Below are 24,531 nucleotides of genomic sequence, written 5' to 3'. Positions count from 1 at the left end.
CGTCAGATCGCCTTCACGTCCGTAGCCGGCGACACCTCACGAAAGACCTGTTCAGCATTAATACGGGCATCGTCAGAGGCGAAACCGGAATCTCGGAAAACTGCGCGAAGAGGCTCACGCCCCGCGATGACGCACACAAGCTCAGGGCTGACCTCCGCGTCGAAGCAGGCGACCAGCGCACCGTCCTCGACAACAAAGACCTCATGTCCGTCGATCTGCTCGACGGTGATAGGCATAGTCAACTCAAGACCCCAGTCGAGCATCACCTGGAACAGCAGGTCCTCGCCCGAACGATCCGGCTTCACGCTGCCCTCCAGCTCTGAGAGTGCAAGCTGTTCCGTCTCGTCCGGCCCGCGCAGCACATCGGCCATGTTAGAGGTGTCGATCTCAAGACTTCGGAAGCCGACATCGACGGTTGCCACCTTCTCGGCGACATTCTGTCCTGCGAGCCTGAGACGTTCCTTCCCGATCTCCGCCACAGTCGCTGGTTTCCCGAGGCCAGTCAGCAACTTGATCGAGTTCGCGGTAATTTTCTTTGCCGCACCCTTCGCCGTCTTTAGTGATTCTGCTAGGTCCTCGGCCACCTGGATGCCGATAAACGATGCTTCCGACCCTGTAGACGCATTGAGTTCCCAGACGGCGTGGAGTGCGGAGCCTGAACCGGCGAACATGTCGAGCACGATGTCACCACTGCCCACCCCTAATGCCTGGTAAATATCCCGCAATAGAAGCTCGTCTTTCGGATTGGTGAAGACTTTGCTGCCAAAGAGCGTGGCGAGTCGCTTCGATGCGGCGCGGCCGTCCACATACCGGATGCTCGTCAGACTTTGATACTCAGTGTTCGCCAGATAAGTCTTGTTGTTAGGAACTGTAGAATGGTCCGGGCCAAAGTGAACGAGGCCGCTGCGAACTCGCTCTTGCATCGACGATTGAGGGTATCGCCAGCCCGTAGATGGCATCTTGCAGGGCTGACCTGTGACTGGATGAGGGAGGTCGTAAATATACTGGCCGTCGTTTGGTCCGGAGATGTTGTCGGCGAAATAGATTCCCCGCTCGTCCATCCAGGTGTAGTGCTTACTTGCATACACGGGGTCGGCCGGGGGAAACTGTTTGTACCATGTCTTGGCCGCGGCGTTGATAGCCGTCCAGTCAGCACCAAACTCTTGCTTGAATCTTTCGAACGCGGCATAGATTTTGTCGAGGCCGTCCTTTCTCTCGACCCAGTCTCCGCGGTTAGACTCCTTATCCCGAACGAAAAAGACAAGATACTCGTGCTGCATCGAAATGTAGTCCTGGTCGTTCTTGCTACTATTCTTAACGACGATTTCCCCGACGTATGCAGCTGTGCCGAAAACCTCACGGCCTAGATTGACTAGATTGCCATGTTCGTTCTCGTCAATGGAGACGACCAAAACCCCGTCGTCAGCCAGGAGATTCCTGGCCAGCTTCAATCGCGGATACATCATGGTCAGCCAGTTAGAGTGGTAGCGACCGTTAGCCTTGGGGTTGGTGACGAGAGGAACGCCCTCTTCATTCAGTTGGCCAGATGCCTTGAGTTCGTCCTGCTTCGTCGAAGCAAAGGAGTCTGCGTATACAAAGTCAGAGCCCGTGTTGTAAGGGGGATCGACGTAGATCAGCTTGACCTTGCCAAGGTAGGACTCTTGGAGAAGCTTGAGTGCTTCGAGGTTGTCGCCTTCGATGAAGAGGTTCTTGGTGGTGTCGAAATCGACCGATTCCTCGCGCACCGGTCGAAGAGTCTTGGCGATGGGCGCGTTTGCTGCGAATGCAGCGGCTCGCTTGCCTGGCCAATTGAGCTGGTAACGCTCCTGCGGTCCCTCGACAAGATGGTCGGACAGTTCCTGACGGAGAAGGTCGAAGTCTATGGCCTTCTTCGGGTTACCCTCGGCGTCGAGAGATTCTGTGACAACGCTAGGAAACAACTCCGCGAGCTTGTTAATGTTGCCATCAGTAAGGTCGGGCGACGTCATGCGCAGCTTCTCCACGGGTTTACTCTGCCTACCTTTCGACCAATACGGCCAGTTCTGCTTGCTTTGTCTTCAACGCCCGCCGCAATTCGACCTTGCGGTTGAACTGAGGCTCGGCACGGAGTTTGCGCTCGAGTGAGGCGATCTCGCGTTCGAGTTTGCGTACCTTCTCCAGTCTTGCAGCGACCTCCGACACATTTTCACCCGGCCGCGTTGCCGCCGGCATGAGTGGATTAAGGAGAGCAGTGTAGAGGGCGGGAAGTGTGATCGAAGTGGGGAGAGGCTGCCTCTCACTCTCAGCTGACTGCCAGGCCGTGCTGAAGTAGTCGCTGAGCTTCGGCAGGCCGGAACCCAGTTGCTTGTTCGCAGCCACCATTCGAATGCTCCGGTCCTGTCGTTCACCTCGACTGATCTCAAAGATGATTGGGAACGGGATAGCCTTATCGATCGCGGTCAGCACCGATTCCGACACTTCGTCGCCTTTCGCGTCGATGTCGAAGACCTGGATCTCCGGAACCGCTGAGCTTCCAACGAGATTGGTCGTGCTCTCGGCGAGCTTGTAAGCCCAGGTGATGCGGTGCACCTCGACGACGAACTTCTCGCGTACCGCCGCGGAGACGGTGCCGTGGGAGTAGAACTTCTCCTTCGGTACACGGCTGCCGAACTTCGCGGCGGCCGGCCACCGGTACAGCATCTTCATGCCGTTGTCACTCATCAACGGTGTTCCCGCCGTTCGGATCGACGACGGCGATGAACGCGATGAGTTCGAAGTCGTCGAGGCCGGCGATGGTCTGGGCGAGAGCGGTGGTGTGACCTCCGCTGAACAGGCTGTCGATGTCGCGTTCCTCGGTGACCTCGATCATCGAGCGGATCGCATCGGTAAGGAGCTCGGAGTACCTGTCCATGTCCGCGCCCTCGCCGGTTGCAGAGTTGAAGGTGCGGACGACGTCGGTGACCGGCTCGTCGTGGGCTCGGCATCCCGCGCGGATAAGGTCGAGCAGATGCTTGGCCTCGGTGTGATCAGCGATGACGTTGCCGGCCTCGTCGAGGTAGACAAGGTAGTGCGGGTGAAGTCGATTGCCTCGGTTGATGTTCCCGTCGGCATTCACGTTCCGTAGCGCGAAAATCACGCCAGGCTTCAATCCCTTGATTGGATCTGCGGGCACAACGGCATGCAGGCCTTTCGGCGCAGCCGCAAGGTCGCCGTATTCTTTGATATATCCGAGCAGGTCCATCCGGAAGTCGTTGAGGCCGAGGTCGGTGATGGAGACGCCGGTACGGACGTCTTCGAGTTCGATGACCTCGTCCTGCAACTTGCGGAGCTGTTCTTTGCGGAACGCAGCGTCACCGTTCTCGAGGGTGAGGACGTTGTCGTCGGCGGTGCCGGCGAGATCGGCGATGACCATCCGGTTCTCGACGCGCTCCTTGAGGTTGATGTATTCGTCGAGGGAGATGTCGGGCCAAAAATTCACCAGCTGGATCAGTGTGTTGGTGGAGCCGATGCGATCGATCCGCCCAAAGCGCTGAACAATCCGGACCGGGTTCCAGTGGATGTCGTAGTTGATCAGGTAGTCGCAGTCCTGGAGGTTCTGGCCCTCACTGATGACGTCGGTGCCGATGAGCACGTCGACTTCGCGGGTCTCCTTCGGCATGATGAGGTGACGCTGCTTCGACCGGGGCGAGAACATCGACATGACTTGTTGGAAGTCGAAACCGGTGCCGAGTGTGGTCTTCGCTCCGTGGCCTCCACCTGTGATGAGGGCTGTCTCGAGTCCTATCTCGGTCAGGGCGGGCGCGAGCTCACGGTAGAGATAGTTCGCGGTGTCGGCGAAAGCGGAGAAGACCAGCACCTTGCGGTTACCCGGGTTGATCGGGTGCGCAACCTTGCCTTCAATGAGCCGCTTGAGCGTTTGGAGTTTGAGGTCATGTTCCGGCGTGACCTTGCACATCTCAGCAACCAGTTCGCGGAGGGTTTCGCGGTCGTTCCGCAGGTCCCGACGCCACGACTCGATGTCGATGTCGTCGAGATCGATCTTGATCTTCTCTCCGACGGACAACGCCTCGAGGTTCGCGTCGTCCTCGTCGTCCACGTCGAGGTCGAGGTCAGACAAGTCGGCGCCGAGGCCGGCGGTGGAACCGCTGTGCGTGTCGAGGAGACTCAGGGTCCGGTCAACGGTGAGTTCGATCTTGTTCAGTGTCAGGCGGAATGCGTCGACCGAGCTCTCCAACCGCTTGAGGAGATTGACGGTCATGAGCTTCTTGAGGCCCTGTTCACGCCCCCTCTGGCCGAGGTTCGATCGCGCGTTGCCGGCGGTGACGTTGTAGAGGTCTTCGTACTTGCTGATGCGGCTCGGGAACACGTAGGCCAGCGGCGTGTAGACGGCCAGCGTTAGCGCCTGGAGTTGCTCGAAGATGTCGTTGAAGCCGGGCACGTCGGGCAGGTCGGTGAGTGGTTCGCGGATCGATCTCGGTGGGAGCCGCTCGGGGAATGCCCCGATTTCCGTGGTGTCGTAGAACGCCTGAATGTGCTTGCGTGACCGGGCAATCGTGACGGCGTCGAGCAGTTCGAAGAAGTCGAAGTCGAGCATCTGCAGGATGCGGTCGGTCGTGCGGTCCTCTGAGTCGAGCTTGGACCACTCGTTGAACACTGTCTGTGCATCCTTGAAGACCTTCTCGACCGTGGTCGAGATATTCAGGTGCCGGGAGAGGTTCTCTGACTCACCCTCGTAGGCGAGTTGGAGCTGGTTCTTCAGATCGTTGAACCGGTTGTTGACCGGGGTAGCCGAGAGCATCAGAACCTTGGTCTTGACGCCCTCACGGATGACCTGGCGCATGAGTCGCTGGTAGCGGGACTCCTTCTCCTCGGCGTAGTCGGCGTTGCGGAAGTTGTGCGACTCGTCGATCACGACGAGGTCGTAGTTGCCCCAGTTGACTCGGTCCAGCCTGAGCCCCAGCGACTCACCGCGGGTGCGGGACAGATCGGTGTGGGCGAGGACGTCGTAATTGAAGCGGTCGCCGGCGAAAATGTTCGTGGTCAGGTTCGCGTTGTAGTTCGTCCAGTTCTCGGCGAGTTTTTTAGGGCACAGGACAAGGACCGACTTGTTGCGCAGCTCGTAGTATTTGATGACCGCCAGCGCGGTGAATGTCTTTCCGAGTCCGACGCTATCGGCGAGGATGCAGCCGTTGTAGGTTTCGAGCTTGTTGATGATCCCGGTCGCCGCGTCACGCTGGAAGTTGTAGAGGCTGTTCCAGACCTTCGTGTCCTGGTAGCCGGTCCGGTCGTTGGGCAAGACGTCCTCGTTGATGTCGTCGAGGAACTCGGCAAACAAGTTGTAGAGGATCAGGAAGTAGATACGAGCTGGGGAGTTCTCGGCGTACACACTGGCGATGTAGTCGGAGACCGCGTCGGTGACGTCGTCGAGCTGATCTGGGTTGTTCCAGATCAGGTCGAAGAGTTGGATGTACTGCATCGTCATTGGGGCATCGTCGATCCGGTGCACCATGTTCGACACCGCATTGCCCCGCTCGTAACCGAGATCCGAGGTGGTGAAGCCCTGCAGCGGCATGAAGGCAGCAATATCGTCCACCACAGCAAACTGCTGCATCGGGTTCCCCGTGGAGTTCGACCGAAACGTCACCTTCCTACGCACCCAATCAGCACACTCCTTCGCGATGGCACGCTGAGTGAGCTTGTTGCGCAACCGGATCTCGAACTCCGAGCCGGACAGGCTCGACTCTGCACGTCCACCCGGGATGAAGAACTCGCGGCGCTCCTTGCGGAGCTTGTCGGTGACCTTCTCGGTCACGAACGACGGTGAGGTGAAGATGAACTCCAGTTCGGAGACCTGCTCCAATTCCTTTCGCAGCGCCTCAAAAGCAAAGATCGAGAACGTGGAGGCCGCAACGCGGACCTTCGCCCCGGGAGCGATCACGCCCTTGAGCTCATCGCCCAATAGGTCGTTAACGTTGTCGATAATCCGCACGTTCAGTCCTCCGCGACAGCTGTGACATAGGGCGATGCCTCCCCGTCATCGTATTGCAGCCTCTCCGGCTTACTGCGCCGCCCGCATCGGCCTGCGCAGTCGGCGTCCATACCGACGACGCGGTCCAGTTGCCGCCGCGGGGTGGGCATCGTTGCAGGTGCTGACCACCCGAGCTTGACACCGCTCAGTCCAGATACCGCGCACCGCCCCCACGCCAGTCGTTGTCGTCGTCAGTAGCGTCTCCCAGGTACTCCTCAGGGTCTTGCCCGTACGACGCCGTCCCCCACCCGACACTGGACTGCGCGACGAAGCGCGGGTCGCCTAGATCGTCGGGAGCCCCGTAGGGTACTTCGGCGTCCGCGACCGTGTCCGCGGGATCGACATCCCGTTGATCGAACCGCCCTTCGACGAGCCACAGATGTGGGAGACCGAGCGATTTTCGAGTCCCACTCGGTAGGCGTCCCAGCGCCACCAAGAAAGCGCGCATATGCCCCGAAGCACAAGCGCTGCACGGCTGTAGGCGACTGCGGTAAGCGGCTGCACCTGCACACCAGTGCGCGGCTGCGGACGCCGACTGGCAGGTTTTCGATGCGTGGAAGGTCTCCCGTCGAAGATCGACGAGGACGCGACCGTAGACGTTGACCAAACTGCACTCCTCCGTCCTGCACGGGTAAACCGAGCTACTGCTTTCGACCTGTGTTCGCCGACGAGACCGCGCGAAATCCTGGACGGACACTGATCACCGTGACCGTGCAGAGCCTCCCGTCGGGCCGCTGGTAGGTCGCACAGTCACCAGGTCGCTTGCGCCGCAGAGCCTGGCCGAGGGTCGAATCGTAAGGCAGAGTCTCGTACTCGGAGTCCGACTCCCGCTCGGTCAGCACGAACGTGTCCGTCTGCCCGTCGTTCCCGAAGGACACCGTCACCACCGATCCAGCAGCGGCCCAATCGTCCGTCGGCCCCCACCTGAGCAGGTCGTCCCGCTGCCTGCGGTACTCATCGCGGCGGCTTCGGAGAGTCGTCAGTCGCTCAGACAGATAGGTGACTTCCGCCGACAGGCGACGAATATCGTCCACGCTGTCCGCGATGCTGATCGTGCTCCTTCGGCACTCGTCCAGCTGGCGGGAAACGGTCTCGAGACGCTCACTCAACTCCGCTTCCGCCAGGTTGTACTGCTCGATCTCGCGGTCGAACTCGAGTTCGGGAGTGACGACTGTCGAGTTGCGCGCAACAGTGGAGCGACGTCGTCGAGGTGTGCGCAGTGGACGCGGCGTCGCGCTCTTCGAACGGCCGCTTCCGATGGGCGCCGCAGTGGTTCTGGTCGCCGACTGCGAGCGCGGCGTTGGCCCCGCACCAGTCGGCTTTGTGCTTTGGCCAGTTTGTCGGGGCTGACTCTTGGCCGCCGGCTGGGACTTTGTCGTCTTACTCTGATCTGCGTTCTTGGTCTTTACGGTGTTCTTCGCAGTGCCGGTCTTCTTCTTTGCCGTACCGGTTGCCTTCTTCGCAGCAGTGGTCGACTTCTTCATCGACTTTTCCGTAGATCTACCCCCGGAGAACGCCGCTACAACCCTCTTCAACAACCGCGGTTTGGCCAACTACCTGCTCCTGCTCATCAGTCAGTTCGATCGCGGCTTCGGCTCTCGTCCGAGACAGCACGTTCCGCATTCGTTCGGTGGGGGGATGATTGCAGACATATGTGACATAGACCTCGGGATCGCCTACTTGGCCCGGTCTTTACTCCGATCGACCCACACTGCCGCCAACCCGCGACGCTGAGTCCTACGCCCCACCGAGCGCACGAAGAGCACGACGCATCGGTGCGAGCAAGCCTGATGCCGAGTGCGTTGCGGCAGCGAGTTCCCTGGCCTGTGCGACGACATCCCGGTCCCACTCCGGAAGCAGTCCATCGAACCGCTGGTCCAGCAGCCACGGCGCGTCGCTCGCCGCATACGCGGCAACGGCGTCGAGAAACACCTCCATCCGACGGACTCGGTGCCGCGGCGATGAGCCGTCACACACAAACCAACGAAATTGGCCGCGCCACAAATGCTTCCGCGCCTCGACACCGGAAACGTCGACAAAGGTGCCTTGTTCGGCCCGGTCCTCACTCTGCTGAAGGTATTCGTCGACCTCCATCGCCAGTCGGATCACGTTGTCGTCTGCCAGCGAGGCGCCGACGATGAGGACGTGCTTGGTCAGCAGCAACGCCTGGAGAAGCGAACCCGCCGGCCGCGACTTGGCGTCGAACAGCACGAAGTCTCGACGGGTGAGCACGATGCTCTCGGACCTGTGGATGTCGCCGTGCAGCTTGAGCAGCCACGGCCGCTGTTGGTCGACCGACTGCCACGGCAGGATCGCGGGACGGGTTCGGCCGGTGGCTTCGACCGCGACTTCGTACAGGTCGTCGTAGTTGGTGGTCACCGCTTCGCGACATCCCATACCGGCCAGCAAGGCGTGTGCCAGCGCCACCTTCTTCGGCTTGCCGATGATGTCGGTGACCGCATCATTCAACTGCTCGGCACCGAGCTTGCCTGCGAGATATTGCGCCTGGTCGAGGCTTCCGAGGTTGCCGAAGTCGTCTGGCAGGCCGCCGACTCTCTTGCCCAGATCCTTCAGCAACGTGACCCAACTGGGCAGTCCCGCAGCCATACTCACGCCAGCGCCCAGGAAGAGTGCGAGATGACCGTCAGCTGCTAAGGTGCCGAGCCGCGACGCTTCGTCGAGTTCTGCGTCGTCGAGTTCCCAGTGCCTCGAACCCGCCGCCTGGAGGTTTCGGCGAGCGTGCTGAGCAGCACTGAAGACGGCGGGGTCGGGCGTCACGAGAAGGATGTCGAGTTCGAGCGTCTGCGCTTCACTCTGCAGTGCGTCGAGCAGCGCCCCAAGAATCGCGCCCCGACGGTCGCCGAGTCCGCCGGCACCGGTGCCGAGAACCGGCAACGCCACCCGTCTCACCACCCGTCCGTCCGGCGTCGGGAGATCCGCATCGCTGATCGCACGCAGGGCACCGCTCACGCGACCGACGAGATCCTGATCCGTCAGAAGACGCTCATCGGCAACGCTGATGAACCACACTGCATCCCCCGCGCCACTTCGCCCGAACTCGGCAGGCCAGTTCGCCGGTCGCGCACGATCGAGATGCTTGGCGACGGACTCCCAATCCGGTTCGACGACAAACGAGTGATCCGTCGGGACGATCACAGCGTCGTAATCGAAGTTCTCGATCAGGCCGTGCAGGACAAACAGATGGCCGCGGGCAGAGGAGTTCTTAGACACGAGAAGACTCTAGAACGGCACGGTGGGCCAATCCGTCCCGCGGGAACGGGATTCGTGTCCGACCAGGTGTGGCGGCTCACCGGCGCCGATGCTCCGAGGGCGCGATCCCATACCTCGTCCGGTAGGCGGCCGCGAACCGGCTCGGACTGGAAAAGCCCCATCGGGCAGCGACTTCGGCGACGGTTCCGGTGTCATCCGGGGAGAGCAGGTCGGCGCGCGCCCGACTCAGACGGATGTCGCGCAGCACCTGGGTGGGCGTGGCACCGACATGCTCGGCGAAGCCCTCCTGCAGTCTCCGGAGACTCGACCCACCGATCTCGGCCATGTCGGCCAGACGCCAGTCGCGAGCAGGATCGTCGTGCAGGGCATCGAGCACCCGCTTCACCATGCGCGGCCGCAGGCCTGTCCCAGCCTCTTCGGGCGAGACTGCGAGGATGAAGGCACTGCTGACCGCGCTCGCCAATTGCGGTCCGACGAGCGGATTGGCGAGTAGGTCGGCCGGCTCCCGCAGTTGCGCCGAGAGCGCACGGACGAGCGCGAACCACGACTGTTCGTCGGGCCCGGTGAGGTCGAGCTGGTGTGGGAGCAGCAGTTGCGACCTCAGCGGAGCCGCGCGGACGCGATCGGCCTCACGTTCGAGATACTCCGCGTCGAACTTCACCCCGACGACCTGGCAGTCGGCGGACCATCGGGTGATGAGCGACGGCCGGTCGGCGGTGAACACCGTGGCCTGACCGGCCTCCGACGTCGTGCGAACCGACCCAGCACGAGACTCGAGGACACCGCTGACGGGGATGTTGATCTCGTAGGCGTCGGGATAGTCGCAGGCTATGGAGACATCGGTCCCCCAGTTCAGCCGGCCGATGGTGACCGGCCCGAGGTCGACGGTCTGCAGGTTGAGTTCGAGTTGGTCGGGCGACGACAGCGCAGTCAGCTCATGCGGGAAGTACACCTGTTCGACGGCCCGGTGTGCCGCCTCCCAATCGCTGATCTTGGTGGTGCGCTGCGTCGACATGTCCTCTCGACCTCCAATCCCGCTCGAGCGCCGATCCCGCCGCACCCCCGGTGCGGCACCTGTGATTCAACCCTGTGCAGCAACCCACTCACCAGGGGCCATGGAGACGTGCATCACAGCCGTCGCGCAATCGGTATCGATCCCGCGCATCGCGTATCGCCCCGGGGTCGATCCGTCCCTAACGTCTGCTCTCGCAACTCCCCGGCGACAGCTCGCCGATCAACCATCAACCGAGGTGAGGACGACCGATGACCAGCACCATCTCCTGGATCGACGACATCACGATGACCGAGCTCGAGCGCAATCCGTACCCGGTCTACGAGCGGTTGCGCGCAGAGGCTCCGCTGGCGTACGTGCCGGTGCTCGGCTCCTACGTCGCCACCACGGCCGAGATCTGCCGCGCCATCGCGACCAGCCCCGACTTCGAAGCCGTCATCACCAAGGCCGGCGGACGCACCTTCGGTCACCCCGCCGTGATCGGTGTCAACGGGCCGGTTCACGACGACCTCCGGTCGATGGTCGATCCCGCCCTGCAGCCACAGGAGGTCGACCGCTGGATCGACGATCTGGTCCGCCCGATCGCGCGCCGCTACCTGAGCGAATTCGAGGACACCGGGCGGGCCGAACTCATCGCCCGGTACTGCGAGCCGGTCAGCGTCCGCGCTCTCGGCGACCTTCTCGGCCTCCAGTCGGTCAGCTCGGACAAGTTGCGCGAGTGGTTCCACAAGCTGTCGGTCTCGTTCACCAACGCGGGCGTCGACGAGAACGGCGAGTTCACCAACCCCGAGGGCTTCGTCGAGGCCGACGCCGCCAAGGAGGAGATCCGCTCCATCGTCGACCCCCTGATCGACAACTGGATCGTCAATCCCGACGACAGCGCCATCTCCCACTGGCTGCACGACGGTATGCCCGAGGGGCAGACCCGCGACCGCGAGTACATCTACCCGACCCTCTACGTCTATCTCCTCGGCGCGATGCAGGAGCCCGGGCACGCGATGGGCTCGACGCTCGTCGGACTGTTCACGCGACCGGACCAGCTCGAGCAGGTCATCGACGAGCCCGCCCTGATCCCCCGCGCAATCTCGGAGGGCATGCGGTGGACCTCGCCGATCTGGTCGGCGACCGCCCGCATCGCCACGAAGGACGTGCAGGTGGCCGGCGTCGAACTCCCCGAGGGCTCGGTGGTCCTGATGTCCTACGGCTCTGCCAACCACGATCACTCCGTGTACGACGCGCCGTCGGAGTTCGACCTCACCCGACCCCCGCTGCCGCACCTGGCATTCGGCGCCGGCAACCACGCGTGTGCCGGTATCTACTTCGCCAACCAGGTCTGCCGCATCGGGCTCGAGGAACTACTCGAGGCAATCCCGAACCTCGAGCGCGACACCGGCTCCGACGTCGAGTTCTGGGGTTGGGGCTTCCGCGGCCCGACCTCGCTGCACACCACTTGGGAGGTGTGACCATGACGAGTGCGGAGCAGTTCACGATCAGCACCGGAAAGTCCTCGGTGTCGTGCGGACCTGATCAGAAGATGCTCGACGCGTTCCTGCGCAACGGAGTGTGGGTCCCGAACTCGTGCAACCAGGGAACGTGCGGCACCTGCAAGGTCCGCGTCGTACGCGGAAGCGTCGACCATCCGCCGGCCCCGGATTCGGTGCTCTCGGTTGCCGAGCAGGAACAGGGTTTCGTGTTGTCCTGCCAGACCACACCCGCCTCCGACGTGGACATCGAACCGCCCGCCGAGGACCCCGGCTCACCGCGCCACGTGCTTCGCGACATCGCCGGAACCGTTGGATCCGTGACGGAGATCGCCGCCGACACCGTGTCCGTGACGGTCCTCCTCGACCAGCCGCTGGAGTTCACGGCCGGCCAGTACGTCGAGCTGACGGTGCCGGAAACCACTGAGACACGGCCGTATTCGATGGCGAATCCGCCGAGCGAGCCCGACAAGCTCGAGTTCCACATCCGGCGGCAACCCGGCGGATTGGCGACTGAAGGATGGATCTTCCAGACCCTGGATGTCGGCGATCCCGTCACGATGTCCGGACCGTGGGGAGACTTCTGCTACGAACCGGACGAGTCCGAGGGCCTGGTCCTGCTCGCCGGTGGAACGGGCCTGGCCCCGCTGAAGGCGGTCGCCCGCGCGGCTCTCGAAGCCGACCCCGCCCGCGAAATCCACGTCTACCACGGGGTCCGTACCCGGGCCGAGCTCTACGACGTGGACTTCTGGGAGGGACTCGCGGCCACCCACCACGGGGTCCGGTACATCCCTTGCCTCAGTCGCGAACAATGGTCCGGGCGAACCGGTTACGTCGGTGACGCGATGATGGAGGACATTCCGTCGTGCCGCAACCACGCTGCCTACCTCTGCGGGCCGCCGGCGATGGTCGAGGCGGGGGTCAAGGCCCTCAAACGCCGCCGTATGTCGCCGCGTCGGATCAGGCGGGAGAAGTACACCCCCGCAGCCGGTCTCGTCCCGGCGTGAGCCGGCACGCTGCCCTTCCCGCGGGACCGCTTCCCTCCCGCGGTGTCCGTTTCCTTCCCGCTCGCCAGATCTGCCGAGCGGGAAGGAAACGGTTGCGCGGGAACGAGACCCGGCTCAGTGCCCGCGCAAGTTGCTGAGCGCGCTCTCCAACGGAGCCAGCAGCCCCGACCCCCCGCGCGTGTCTGCGGTCAGCCGGCGCGCGCTGGCGACGACCTCGCGGTCCCGCTCGTCGAGCAGTCCGTCGAACCGTTCGTCCAGAAGCCAGCGCGCGTCCGTCGCCGCGAAAGCGGCCACCGCGTCGAGGAACATTTCCATCCGACGGACACGGTCTTCACGTTCTTTACCCTCACAGACGAACCAGCGGAACTGATCCTTCCAGAGGTGTTGTCGCGCTTCGACGCCGGAGGTGTCGACGAATGTGCCCCGGATGGACTTCACCTTGCTTTTCTGCAGGTACTCGTCCACCTCCATCGCGAGGCGGATCACGTTTCCGTCGGACAGTGAAGCCCCGATGATGAGGACGTGCTTGGTCAACAGCAGCGCTTGCAGCAAGGAGCCGGCCGGTCGGGACTTGGCGTCGAACAATACGAAGTCCCGTCGTGTGAGCACGATGCTCGGCGACCGGTCGATGTCGCCATGCAGCTTCAGCAGCCACGGACGTTCCGCGTCGACGGCCTCCCACGGCAGGATCGTCGGACGCCGACGGCGGGTCGCCTCCACCGCCTTCTCGTAGAGGTCGTCGTAGTTGGTGGTGACAGCTTCGCGACAACCCATCCCGGCCAGCAGGGCGTGCGCGAGCGCCACCTTCTGCTTCCTGCCGATGATCTCGATGACGGCGTCGTTCAGCTTCTCGGCGCCGCCGAGTGCCGAAGCCAGATACTCCGCCTGGTCGAGTGCGTCGAGCTCCCCGAAGTCCTTGGGCAACTCGCCGCCGACTCGCTTGCCGAGCTCGGCGATCAACGTGCCCCAGCTCGGCAGTCCGGCCGCCATGCTGACCCCCGCACCGAGGAACAGCGCCAAGTGGCCGTTGGCCGCCAGCCCGCCGAGCCGACGCGCCTCGGCCATCTCGGCGTCGTCGAGTTCCCAGTGCTTCGACCCCTTCGCCTCCAGGTTGCGGCGGACATGCTTCGCGGCACTGAAGACGGCCGGGTCGGGCGTGACGAGAAGGATGTCGAGCCCAAGTGTCTGAGCCTCGGCCCGGAGGGTGTCGAGCAGTGCCCCGAGGATTGCCCCTCGGCGGTCGCCGAGTCCGCCGCGACCGATCCCCAGGACCGGCAGTGCGACGCGTCGGAGGGCGCGGCCGGCGGGCTTCTCGACGTCCGAAGAAGCGATATCCCTGAGAGTCTCCCGAAGTCTGCGGACGAGTTCGTCGTCGGTGAGCAGCTGCGCGTCGGCGACACTGAGGAACCACACGGGCTCGCCGGTTGCGCTGCGCCCGAACGGCGGCCGGGGCCAGTCCGCCGGTCGCGCGTGAACGGTGTCCCCGGCGACCGGCGACCAGTGCGATTCGACGACGAACGCAGAGTCTGTTGGGACGATGACGGCGTCGAAATCGAAGTTCTCGATCACGCCGTGTAGGACGAACAGATGCCCGGGGGCAGAGGGATTCTCAGACACGAGAAGACTCTAGAACGCCTCGGACAGCTGCCCTTCCCGCGGGACCGCTTCCCTCCCGCGGTGTCCGTTTCCTTCCCGCTCGCCAGATCTGCCGAGCGGGAAGGAAACGCACGAGCGGGAACGAAAACGCCCCGCCGGCGCAGGCCGGCGGGGCGAATCCAGTTGAGCCAGAGGGCGATCAGCGCAGCAGCGCGCGGCTCATGACGACGCGCTGGATCTGGTTGGTGCCCTCGTAGATCTGGGTGATCTTGGCGTCGCGCATCATGCGCTCGACCGGGAAGTCGCGGGTGTAGCCGGCGCCACCGAAGAGCTGGACGGCGTCGGTGGTGACCTCCATGGCGACGTCGGAGGCGAAGCACTTCGACGCCGAGCTGATGAAGCCGAGGTTCTTCTCGCCACGCTCGGCGCGGGCGGCCGAGGTGTAGACCATGAGGCGCGCGGCCTCGACCTTCATCGCCATGTCGGCGATCATGAACTCGACGCCCTGGAACGAGCTGATCGGCTTGCCGAACTGCTTGCGGTCCTTGACGTATTCGATGGCCTTGTCGAGCGCACCCTGCGCGATGCCGACGGCCTGTGCACCGATGGTCGGGCGGGTGTGGTCGAGGGTCTGCAGGGCGGTCTTGAAGCCGGTGCCCTCGTCGCCGATGATGCGGTCGAGCGGGATGGTGCAGTCCTCGAAGTACAGCTCCGCGGTGGGCGAACCCTTGATGCCGAGCTTCTTCTCCAGCGGGCCGACGGTGAAGCCGGGGTCGTCCTTGTGGACCATGAACGCGGAGATGCCGTTGGCCTTCTTCTCCGGGTCGGTCACGGCCATGACGGTGTACCAGGTCGACTTGCCGCCGTTGGTGATCCAGCACTTGGAGCCGTTGAGGACCCAGTTGTTGCCGTCCTTGCGGGCGCGGGTCTTCATGCCGGCGGCGTCGGAACCGGCCTCGCGCTCGGACAGCGCGTAGGAGGCCATGGCCTCACCGGAGGCGATGCCCGGGAGCACCTGCTGCTTGAGTTCGTCCGAGCCGTTGAGGATCAGACCCATGGTGCCGAGCTTGTTGACGGCCGGGATCAGCGACGCCGAGGCGTCCACGCGGGCCACTTCCTCGATGACGATGCAGGCTGCGATCGAGTCGCCGCCCTGGCCGCCGAACTGCTCGGGGACGTGGATGGCGTTGAAGCCCGACGCGTTGAGTGCGTTCAGCGCCTCCTCCGGGAAGCGCGAGTTCTCGTCGACGTCAGCCGCGTGCGGCTCGATCTCCTTCTCGGAGAGCGCGCGGATGGCCTCGCGCAGGGCGACGTGCTCCTCCGGAAGCTGGAAGACGTCGAAGTCGGGATTTCCGAAACCCATGACAACTCCTCACGGCACGGGGTGCCAAATTGGTGGTTATCTATCAGTGCATCACGGCACTCAGTGCCATGTCAACGCACCACAGCACCGGAGGAATGCGACCCACGTCACCGATTGTGCTCGTCGCATTCGGTGTTGTCCCGAACCTGCCCCAGATGCTCAGGGTTTTCGCAGCTCATCGGCCACACGACGGGCCACCTCGTCCGGCGACGTCCCGGCCGGATAGGTCACGACGGTGACCTGCTGCTGCAGCAGCTCGGGATCGCCCACGGCACCGCCCTCCGAGCCTCGGGCACCGAGTGCCACCGCGATCCGGGCGAGCTCGCGGCGCAGACGTTCGAGGGTCGCGTCGGCGTCACCGCGGATCATCTGCCGGAGCAGATAGTTGTGGGTGCCGGTGATCGCCGCGACGTAGGCCACGATGTGCACCGGCGGCTCGTCGGGCAGTCGCCGACGCAGGAACTCCTCGAAGGCCCCCTGGTAGCGGTAGGTGGTGACGAGCTCGCGATCACGCAGCGCCGGGACCTCCTGCACCACCTGGGCGCGCCGGACGGCCAGATCGCGGTCCCGTTCGAAGTGCCGGAACACCACCTCGGCCGCAGCACACACCGCCGACCAGGGATCCCCGACGTACGACGCCAGGGTGTCGTCGACCTGACCCAGCAGGGACTCGTGGTCGGCGAAGATCACGTCCTCCTTGGACCCGAACTGCCGGAAGAAGGTGCGACGGGACATCCCGGCGGCCGACGCGATCTGCTCGACCGTCGTCGACTCGTAGCCGTGTTCGCTGAACAGCCGGATCGACTCGGCGACGACGAGCATGCGGAAGCCCGCGCTGTCCACATCGGCAACTGACATGGGTCAAGTATCACCACATGAGCGCCCACACGGGCGCGGGGTCACTCGGCGCGGGCTTGTGCACGTAGCTCGCCCTTCAGGACCTTGCCGGTGGGGGTACGCGGCAGATCGTGCGCGAAGACGATGTCGCGCGGCACCTTGTAGCCGGCGAGCAGGCGACGACCGTGCTCGACGAGCTCCTCGCCGGTGAGCGTTGCACCCGGCTGCAGCAGGACGTAGGCGCGAGGCCGCTCGCCCCACTTCTCGTCCGCGACACCGATGACCGCGACGTCGAGGACGGCGTCGTGACTCACCAGCGCCTGCTCGACCTCGATGGTCGAGATGTTCTCGCCGCCGGAGATGATGATGTCCTTGGCGCGGTCCCGGAGCTGGATGTAACCGTCGGGGTGCATGACGCTGAGGTCGCCGGTGTGAAACCAGCCGCCCGCGAACGCCTTTCGGGTCTCGTCCTCGTCACGGAAGTATCCGGCCATCACGTTGTTGCCGCGCAGCACGATCTCGCCCATCGTCTCGCCATCGGCGGGGACGTCGACGAGCGGCACCTGGTCGGCGACCACGACGCGCGCGGTCTCGGCCTGCACCATGCCGACGCCCTGGCGGGAGAGCTTGGCCGCACGATCGTTGGGTTCCAGTGCGCCCCAAGCATCTTGGTACTCACAGATGGTGTACGGGCCGTACACCTCGGTGAGGCCGTAGACGTGGACGACGGTCACGCCGATCGCCTCGAGGGCGCCGATCACGGTCGGCGACGGCGGCGCCCCGGCGGTGGTGATGTGCAGCGGCCGGTCCAGCCGGTGTGCCCGCGGCGAGCCGACGATGGTGGTGCAGACGGTCGGGGCACCGCACATGTGCGTGACGCCGAGATCGTCGATCGCGTCCCAGATCGCGTCCGCGCGTACGGCGCGCAGACACACGTGGGTGGCGCCGGCGTGGGTCACCGCCCACGGCGTGCACCAGCCGTTGCAGTGGAACATCGGCAGCGTCCACAGGTAGCGCGACGACCCGGTGAACTGGTTGTGGAAGGTCTCGCCGAAGGAGTTCAGGTACGCGCCCCGGTGGGTGTACATGACGCCCTTGGGCTTACCGGTGGTTCCCGACGTGTAGTTGATCGAGATGATCGTGTTCTCGTCGTCGACCGTCCACGGGATCGGCGTCGGATCGAGTTCGTCGGCCGCGGCGAGGTGATCGTCGTAGGAGACGAGTCCGTCGATGCCGGCGTCGGCTACGGGACCGGGGGTCACGCCGAATTCGGGATCGGCGATCTCGACGACCGTCTCGACCTCCGGCACCTGGCCGATGATCGCGGACACGGTCTCGCGGAACTCGGCGTCAAAGTAGAGGGCCTTGGCCCCCGAGTGGTCGAGGATGTAGACCAGCTCGGGTCCGGCGAGACGCGAGTTGAGGGCGACGAGGACGCCACCTGCCAGCGGCACCGCGTAATGCGCGATCAGCATCTCGGGGATGTTCGGGGCCAGGTAGGCCACGCGGTCACCGGGCTTGATCTTCGATGCGAGCACCCGGGCGAGGCGCTGGACGTGGTCGGCGAACTCCGCGTAGGTGTGCCGACGCTGCCCGTAGAGGATGGCGGCGCGGTCGGGGAAGACCGCCGCCGAACGTTCCAGGAACCGCAGCGGGCTCAGCTCGGAGCGGTTGGCCCCGCCCCATTCCGTGGTCGAGGGGCCCGTGCCCGTCGCGGACACATCCTGGGTGGGGACCGACATCGTTCCTCCGTTTTCTCGCGACCGTGGGGAAGGACCGTGGGGTTGTGACGGTCCATACGTGCGACGGCGCTCTAGGGTACCGATCACATCGAAATGCCTGCACCCTCCGAAGTGGGGGTTCGGCGCCGACACCGTGACCGGATTGGTGCACGCGCCGAGGCCGTAGCAGGCGCCACAAAAGGTGGGACGAAGGCGTGCGCACTACGTACGGTGGATCCATGGCAACTCCCACTGAGAGTCCCACCCCGTCGCAGCACACCCCGATCGCCAAGGAGCCGACCCCCGACGATCCGGTTACTCCTCCCGGCGTCTCCGCCGACGACGACCTGTCGGCCGACGAGCGCGCGCTGCTCGTCGACAACCTCCGGTTCGTCCTCGACGGCCGCTGGCGCGCCACCCGTGAGACGGTCCGCGAGAACTCCAACCGCGCGGATCTGCTTCCCGACCCGTCCCGGACGCTCGAGGAGTCGCGCGCCCACATCCTCGAGGTCATGCGCGAGTTGGCGTCGCAGGGTTTCGCCTCCGCGGGCTTCGCATCCGATCACGGCGGTACCGGTGACATCGGCGCCTCGATCACCGCGATCGAGATGCTCGGCTACGCCGACCTGTCGCTGATGGTGAAGGCCGGCGTCCAGTGGGGTCTGTTCGGCGGTGCGGTCGAGAACCTCGGCACCAAACGCCACCACGACAAGTACGTGCCGGGCATCATCAACCTCGACGTCCTGGGCTGCTTCGCGATGACCGAGACCGGTCACGGCTCCAACGTGCAGGCCATCGAGACCACCGCGACCTACGACCGCGACGCCCGCGAGTTCGTGATCCACTCCCCCACCCCGTCGTCGCGCAAGGACTACATCGGCGGTGCGGCCGAGCACGCCCGGTTCGCCGCGGTCTTCGCCCAACTCATCACCGGCGGACCCGACGAGGAGCCGGAGGGGCGCGGCGTGCACTGCTTAATCGTGCCGATCCGCGACGAGGACGGCAACGACCTGCCCGGCGTCACCACCAGCGACTGCGGTTACAAGGGCGGACTCGCCGGCGTCGACAACGGCCGCATCATGTTCGACAACGTGCGAATCCCGGCGGAGAACCTCCTCAACCGCTACGCCGACGTCGCCGAGGACGGCAGCTACAGCTCGCCGATCGAGAACATCAACCGGCGCTTCTTCACGATGCTGGGCACGCTGATCCGCGGCCGCGTGAGCGTGGCCGCGACCGCAGGCGCCGCGGGCCGCAAGGCGCTGACCCTCGCCACCCGCTACGGACTGATCCGCAAGCAGTTCGAGGCCCCGGAGGGCACCGACGAGATCACCGTGATGGACTACCTCGGGCACCAGCGAAAGCTGTTGCCGCTCATCGCCAAATCGTATGCCATCGCGTTCGCCCAGAACGAGATCGTGGCCGAGCTGCACGAGGTCCAGTCGGTGGCGCCCGACGACTCCGACGCCGGACGTCAGCGTCAGCTCGAGGGACAGGCGGCAGGCCTCAAGGCCTACGCGACCTGGCACGCGTCGCATGCGATCAACGTCAGCCGCGAGGCCTGCGGCGGCGCCGGATACCTCGACGAGAACCAGCTGTCGATCATCCGCGGCGACATCGACGTGTTCACCACGTTCGAAGGCGACAACACGATCATGACCCAGCTCATCGCCAAGGAATTACTCTCGTCGTATTCCGAGGACGTGCAAGGCCTTTCGGCCGGCGGCTGGGTCAAGTTCATCGCCGGGATGGCCCGCGATGTGGTCGCCGAGAAGACCGCCGTCCGCCAGGTGGTGCAGACGCTGCTCGACAGTTCCGACGAGGACACCGAGAAATCGGCACTCACCGACCGCAGTACGCAGATCCGGCTGTTCCGCAATCGTGAGGACCACCTGGTGCGCACCTGTGCGCAGCGACTCCGGCGTGCTCTCGACGACGACAACGACGCCTTCGACGTCTTCAACAACGCACAGGACCATCTGCTGAAGGTCGGGCACGCCCACATCGAGCGCGTGGTGCTCGAGGCGTTCGTCGAGGCGATCGAGAACTGCGATTCCCGTTCTGCAGCAGAGCTCTTGGGCAAGGTCTGCGACCTGTTCGTCTATTCCGCCCTCGAAGACGACCTGTCCTGGTTCATGATGCATCGCCACATCTCGGTGGAGCGGGCCAAGGCGGTCCGGCGCGGCGTCAACGAGCTGTGCCAGGAACTCCGTCCGCACGCACGGTCACTCGTCGATGCTTTCGGGGTCCCCGAGGAACTGCTCCGCGCACCGATGCTCGTGAACGGCTGACCCGCCGGAACCCCCGATCCGACCACCGCGCCCGGCCTGAACCACTCAGGCCGGGCGCGGTGCTTTGTGCAGCCGTGTTTGAAAAGGGCGCAACTCGGGCACCACTGACCCGACGCCGCGGTGAAGACACAGGCGCGGCGCAACAAAACGATCGCACGAGCGTCGGCCCCGGTCGATGCTCGACGCGAATCGCGTTGGGAACCAAGCACGCTCGTCGACGCCTGGGTCCGCGAACGGCGCGGGACCGTCGCGATCAACGCCGATCGCGAACAACGAGTCCTGCCGGGCCTCATCCGCCGGCGGCTACACCGCGACGCCCGTCAGGGGAATCATGTTCCGTCATACCGATTACATGCAGTTCGACGTCAAGCCCGAGAAGCCCGACCCCGTCTACGCGCGCAAGCTGCAGGAACTGCTCGGTGGCGCCTTCGGCGAGATGACCGTGACGATGCAGTACCTCATGCAGGGCTGGAACTGCCGCATGAAAGGTAAGTACAAGGACCTGATCATGGACATCGCGACTGAGGAGATCGGTCACGTGGAGATGATCGCCACGATGGTCGCGCGTCTCCTCGAGGGGGCGCCGGTCACCGACGCGACCGCGAACGCCCTCGGCGACCCGGTTGTGGCCGCGGTCCTCGGCGGTTCCGACCCCACCCAGGCCGTCTTCTCCGGCGGCGGTCCTCGCCTCGCCGACAGCAACGGCGTGCCGTGGAACGCCGGCTACATCGTCCACAGTGGCAACCTGCTCGCCGACTTCCACGCCAACGTCACCGCCGAGGCGCAGGGACGCGTGCAGACCGCCCGCCTGTGGCACATGACCGACGACCCGGGTGTGAAGGACATGTTGCGGTTCAACCTGGCCCGCGACACCTATCACCAGAACCTGTGGCTGAAGGCCATCGAGGAGCTGAAGGCCGACGGCCTCGAGGGCACCATCGCCCCGGACGATCTGTTCGACGAGGAGTTCAGCGAGCACGCCAGCACGCTGTGGCACCTCTCGGACGGTGCGGACTCGGACAAGGGCGGCTGGGCCAGCGGCCCCACCCCGGACGGGAAGCACGAGTTCAAGTTCCTCGCCGACCCGCAGCCGCTCGGCGACCGCCAGTCCGGTCCGCCGCCGGACCCGAAGCTCTACGCGACCTACGATGGCGCCATGGGAGACCCGCAGAAGCCGCAGTTCGGCACTGAGAAGGGTGTCATGGGCAAGATCAAGGACGTCGTCGATCCCGATCCGACCGGCTAAAAACCCGTCGTCGGTACGGCAGGCCGCGGACTCCCGAGGGGTTCGCGGCCCTGCCGTGTCGGCGGTGCCGCTTCATCTACGGAGGTGCCATGCCTGACCTGCCCGACCTCATCACCACGCCGTTCCGCTGGCTCGGCGCCCTACGGCACGCCCGCGTGTTCCATCCCGACGGCCTGCTCTGCGGCGGTACGGCGTCGGTCTCCGGCGACCATCCGCTGCCCTTCCGATCGGGACCGGTGACGGTCCGTTTGTCGAAGGGCATCGGCACCCCGGGCGGCCTGCCCGACATCGTCGGTGTGGCCGTGCGGTTCCCCGCAGTGGCCCCGACGAACGCCCCCGCCGACGCTCCCACCCCGAACGTCACCGGCGACGCCGCATCCGGCGCCTGGGACCTCCTGATGGCCGGGCCCGCACCGCTGTCGGGTCGCCTCCCGGTGCCGCTGCCGGCCACCCACTGGGCCCCGACCGCGGTCTCGAGCCTGACGCCCTACCGCTACGACGGCGAGCTCTACTGGATCCGTGCCCGCATCATCGAGCCCACCGGACCGTCAGGGCTGAATGTCGAGGATCTCGCCGCCTGCCTGCGCACCAAACGGCCGGTCGTGATCATCCTCGAGGCGGGCTTCGGACGGTTCGTGCCGCTGGCCCGGATCGAGCTCGATCACGTCCTGACCGGCCTCGACATCGACTTCGATCCGATCCTGCACCGTCCCGACGGGGTCGAGTTCGCCCCGTCGTGGCTGGGCGACCTGCGCCGACGCGCCTACCGCGACAGCCGCAAGGGCCGTCACTCGGTGGTGTCCTGACCCTCCTCGGGCTCTGGATCGGTCTTGCGGCTTCCGTCCCCGCGGATGGGCTTCTTCGTCGACGGCGGCAATCCCATGCGCACGGCGGCGTGCGCCTGCGTGAGTTCGCTGCGGAACACCTCGACGTCGCGCGCCCAGGCCTGCGCGAGGTCGCCGGAGGTGAGCCGTACCCCCACGCCTTTCCGACGCCGCGGCACCCCGTGGAGTTCGCCGAGCGCACGAGCGCTCTCCCAGTCCTCGGGTGTGGCGGAGTTGTTGGGCGGATAGATCTTCTCGATGTCGGCGAGCGGGGTCGTCACCGCTCCTTGTCGCAGCGTCGTCTCGGTGAGTTCGACGCTGACATGGCGTCGGGCCGCGGACACCTGCACGAGCGAGAAGCCGAACAGGATCACCAGGAAGATGATCAGGACCGGCCAGTGCACCTGTCCCGGGCCGGCGATCTCCATGATCAGGACGGCGAGGACCAGCACGGGTCCGATGAGGACCACCCACCTGCTGCCGCCGGGTTCGTAGAAGAGGACCTCGCCCGGCTCCTCTTCCGGTTCAGCCGCTTCGGGTTCGATCGACTCGGGTTCGACCGGATCGTTCCGGTCGGCAGGGTCCGGGGTCTCGTCGGTCACGGCTTCTTCTTGCGCGGCGTGCGCTGCTTCTTGGGTTCGGGCGCCTGGCCGGTGTACCAGGTCTCCGAGACCGGCCGGTAGGCCAGCAGCGAGCCGAACAGCCCGATGATGCCTGCCAGGAGCGTCAGCGCGAACACCGGCGAACCGAGACCGACACTGAGGAACAGGAGCATCGCGACGACGACGAGGGTCAGTGCCGACAGCGACGAGCGCCAGCGTGCGTCACCGGTGAAGGCCTTGCTGCCCAGCAGGATGTAGGCGACTCCGACGATCAGGACGAGGATGCCGAGCGTCGCCGAGGACATCGACCCGGAATCGTCGACCGCGGACAGGATCACCACGAGGAGACCGAGGACGGCCAGGAGTGCTCCCGACACCACCCAGCACCGGTAGGCCCAGACGACGAGTTTCGGACGCTGTGCCGGGTCGGGACTTGTCACTGCTTCTTCGGTCCTTCGCTGTCGGGGTCGGGGTTCTCGTGCTTGCGGAGATCGGGTGTTCCACCGCGGTCGGCACCGGATGAACTGTCACCATACGGCGTGTCACCGGACTCCGCCCCCGGCTGTGACGGAGATCCGTACGGATTCGGGGTCGTCTCGGGCGACGCCGGAGACTGGTTGTGGCCGTATGGATTCTGACCGTCTGGCCCCTGCCCGTAGGGATTGTCCCCGTACGGATTCTGACCGTAGGGGTTCTGCCCATAAGGGTTCTGGCCATGAGGATTCTGACCGTAGAGATTCTGGCCGTACGGGTACGGGGCTGCGGCGGGCGGGACGGGCCGTGGCTTGCGGTCCTCCGCCATGCGCCGGCAGTACTTCTCGGAGTCACCCCGCATCAACAACACCGTCGCGCCCAGTGCGGCGACGCCGCTGATGACCAGCGGCACCATCGCCCACGCCGGCTCGGTGTCGCCGAACAGCGAGAAGACCAGGTTGACGACGATGTAGACGCCCATCGCCCCCAGCACGATGCGGGCCCAGTTGTAGCCCTTGCGGGTGAACCAGACGACCAGGGCGGTGATCGCGGTCAGGAACACCGACATCGCGACGAGGACGCCGACGACGAAACCGGACGAGGTCATGAACTGCAGCTGATCCTCGGAGACACCCTGCTGCGGGTTGTCGCGGATCTGATCGCGGACCATGTCGACGAAGGTGCCGGTCTGGGCGAACAGCGCGACGATCTGCCCGACGACGACCACCACCCACAGTTCGACGGCGATGGAGATCGAATCCGGGATCGTCGGGCGCTGCTGCGCGTCGGGCTCGGACGGGGCGCGCATCGGATCGAACGGTGCGGACATGGCACCAGCC

Annotated in this window: 18 protein-coding genes; 5 read left to right on the top strand and 13 right to left on the bottom strand. The window is 65.0% G+C overall.

The annotated features are described in order from the left end of the window. Positions 1-2: 2 nt before the first annotated feature. From LQD00_RS18180 to LQD00_RS18155, 6 genes are all read right to left on the bottom strand, one after another. A complete protein-coding gene (locus LQD00_RS18180) occupies positions 3-1,988 on the bottom strand; it encodes a site-specific DNA-methyltransferase (RefSeq protein WP_232718611.1) in 1,986 nt (661 codons plus the stop codon). Between the two features lie 28 nt (positions 1,989-2,016). Continuing rightward, on the bottom strand, positions 2,017-2,700 hold the full coding sequence (locus tag LQD00_RS18175) for a DUF4391 domain-containing protein (protein ID WP_232718525.1): 684 nt from the start codon (positions 2,698-2,700) through the stop codon (positions 2,017-2,019). Continuing rightward, on the bottom strand, positions 2,693-5,968 hold the full coding sequence (locus tag LQD00_RS18170) for a helicase-related protein (protein ID WP_232718523.1): 3,276 nt from the start codon (positions 5,966-5,968) through the stop codon (positions 2,693-2,695). Before LQD00_RS18170 ends, LQD00_RS18175 begins: the two co-directional genes overlap by 8 nt. Positions 5,969-6,648: 680 nt before the next feature. Continuing rightward, positions 6,649-7,491 carry a GreA/GreB family elongation factor gene (locus LQD00_RS18165; RefSeq protein ID WP_232718514.1) on the bottom strand — a complete coding sequence of 281 codons (843 nt, stop codon included), beginning with the start codon at positions 7,489-7,491 and terminating at the stop codon, positions 6,649-6,651. A gap of 253 nt (positions 7,492-7,744) precedes the next feature. After that, the gene (locus LQD00_RS18160; RefSeq protein ID WP_232718512.1) at positions 7,745-9,238 is read right to left on the bottom strand and encodes an SIR2 family protein; all 1,494 of its coding nucleotides are present in this window, start codon (positions 9,236-9,238) and stop codon (positions 7,745-7,747) included. Between the two features lie 76 nt (positions 9,239-9,314). Further along, positions 9,315-10,253, bottom strand: coding sequence for an AraC family transcriptional regulator (locus LQD00_RS18155; RefSeq protein WP_232718511.1), 939 nt, complete (start codon positions 10,251-10,253; stop codon positions 9,315-9,317). Positions 10,254-10,501: 248 nt separating this feature from the next. Here LQD00_RS18155 and LQD00_RS18150 point away from each other — a divergent pair, with 248 nt between their 5' ends. Beyond that, complete coding sequence (locus LQD00_RS18150) at positions 10,502-11,713, top strand: cytochrome P450 (RefSeq protein ID WP_232718509.1); 1,212 nt, start codon at positions 10,502-10,504, stop codon at positions 11,711-11,713. A gap of 2 nt (positions 11,714-11,715) precedes the next feature. Further along, complete coding sequence (locus tag LQD00_RS18145) at positions 11,716-12,738, top strand: 2Fe-2S iron-sulfur cluster-binding protein (protein ID WP_232718507.1); 1,023 nt, start codon at positions 11,716-11,718, stop codon at positions 12,736-12,738. Between the two features lie 114 nt (positions 12,739-12,852). Here the strand turns inward: LQD00_RS18145 and LQD00_RS18140 are convergent, their stop codons facing one another. The 4 genes from LQD00_RS18140 to LQD00_RS18125 all read right to left on the bottom strand — a co-directional run bounded on the left by LQD00_RS18140 (position 12,853) and on the right by LQD00_RS18125 (position 18,276). Then, a complete protein-coding gene (locus LQD00_RS18140; protein WP_232718506.1) occupies positions 12,853-14,355 on the bottom strand; it encodes an SIR2 family protein in 1,503 nt (500 codons plus the stop codon). Between the two features lie 178 nt (positions 14,356-14,533). Next, complete coding sequence (locus LQD00_RS18135) at positions 14,534-15,697, bottom strand: acyl-CoA dehydrogenase (protein WP_006865281.1); 1,164 nt, start codon at positions 15,695-15,697, stop codon at positions 14,534-14,536. Positions 15,698-15,856: 159 nt separating this feature from the next. Then, complete coding sequence (locus LQD00_RS18130; protein WP_232718505.1) at positions 15,857-16,555, bottom strand: TetR family transcriptional regulator; 699 nt, start codon at positions 16,553-16,555, stop codon at positions 15,857-15,859. Between the two features lie 41 nt (positions 16,556-16,596). Beyond that, positions 16,597-18,276 carry an AMP-binding protein gene (locus LQD00_RS18125; RefSeq protein WP_232718504.1) on the bottom strand — a complete coding sequence of 560 codons (1,680 nt, stop codon included), beginning with the start codon at positions 18,274-18,276 and terminating at the stop codon, positions 16,597-16,599. A 218-nt stretch (positions 18,277-18,494) separates the two neighbouring features. On the opposite strand from LQD00_RS18125, the gene LQD00_RS18120 reads away from it, so the two are divergent. From LQD00_RS18120 to LQD00_RS18110, 3 genes are all read left to right on the top strand, one after another. Further along, entirely contained in the window at positions 18,495-20,546 is a 2,052-nt protein-coding gene (locus tag LQD00_RS18120) for an acyl-CoA dehydrogenase family protein (RefSeq protein ID WP_232718503.1), read from the top strand. A gap of 331 nt (positions 20,547-20,877) precedes the next feature. Further along, entirely contained in the window at positions 20,878-21,792 is a 915-nt protein-coding gene (locus LQD00_RS18115; protein ID WP_232718502.1) for a manganese catalase family protein, read from the top strand. A gap of 89 nt (positions 21,793-21,881) precedes the next feature. Next, complete coding sequence (locus tag LQD00_RS18110; protein WP_232718501.1) at positions 21,882-22,598, top strand: hypothetical protein; 717 nt, start codon at positions 21,882-21,884, stop codon at positions 22,596-22,598. Here LQD00_RS18110 and LQD00_RS18105 read toward each other — a convergent pair. The 3 genes from LQD00_RS18105 to LQD00_RS18095 are packed head-to-tail and all read right to left on the bottom strand — an operon-like array spanning position 22,580 to position 24,521. Next, on the bottom strand, positions 22,580-23,218 hold the full coding sequence (locus LQD00_RS18105) for a DUF3093 domain-containing protein (protein ID WP_232718500.1): 639 nt from the start codon (positions 23,216-23,218) through the stop codon (positions 22,580-22,582). The two genes, LQD00_RS18110 and LQD00_RS18105, sit on opposite strands and share 19 nt — an antisense overlap. Further along, positions 23,215-23,658: a hypothetical protein gene (locus LQD00_RS18100; RefSeq protein ID WP_232718499.1), complete on the bottom strand. Its 444-nt coding sequence runs from the start codon at positions 23,656-23,658 to the stop codon at positions 23,215-23,217. The genes LQD00_RS18105 and LQD00_RS18100 overlap by 4 nt, the downstream gene beginning before the upstream one ends. Further along, positions 23,655-24,521 (bottom strand): Bax inhibitor 1 family protein, encoded by an 867-nt coding sequence (locus LQD00_RS18095; protein ID WP_232718498.1) that lies wholly within the window; start codon positions 24,519-24,521, stop codon positions 23,655-23,657. Before LQD00_RS18095 ends, LQD00_RS18100 begins: the two co-directional genes overlap by 4 nt. Positions 24,522-24,531: the final 10 nt, after the last annotated feature.

This window comes from Gordonia metallireducens (genome assembly GCF_021245825.1).
Classification (GTDB): Bacteria; Actinomycetota; Actinomycetes; order Mycobacteriales; family Mycobacteriaceae; genus Gordonia; species Gordonia namibiensis.
The sequence above is the reverse complement of the archived record's forward strand: the minus strand, read 5'-3'. Positions and strand labels throughout refer to the sequence as shown.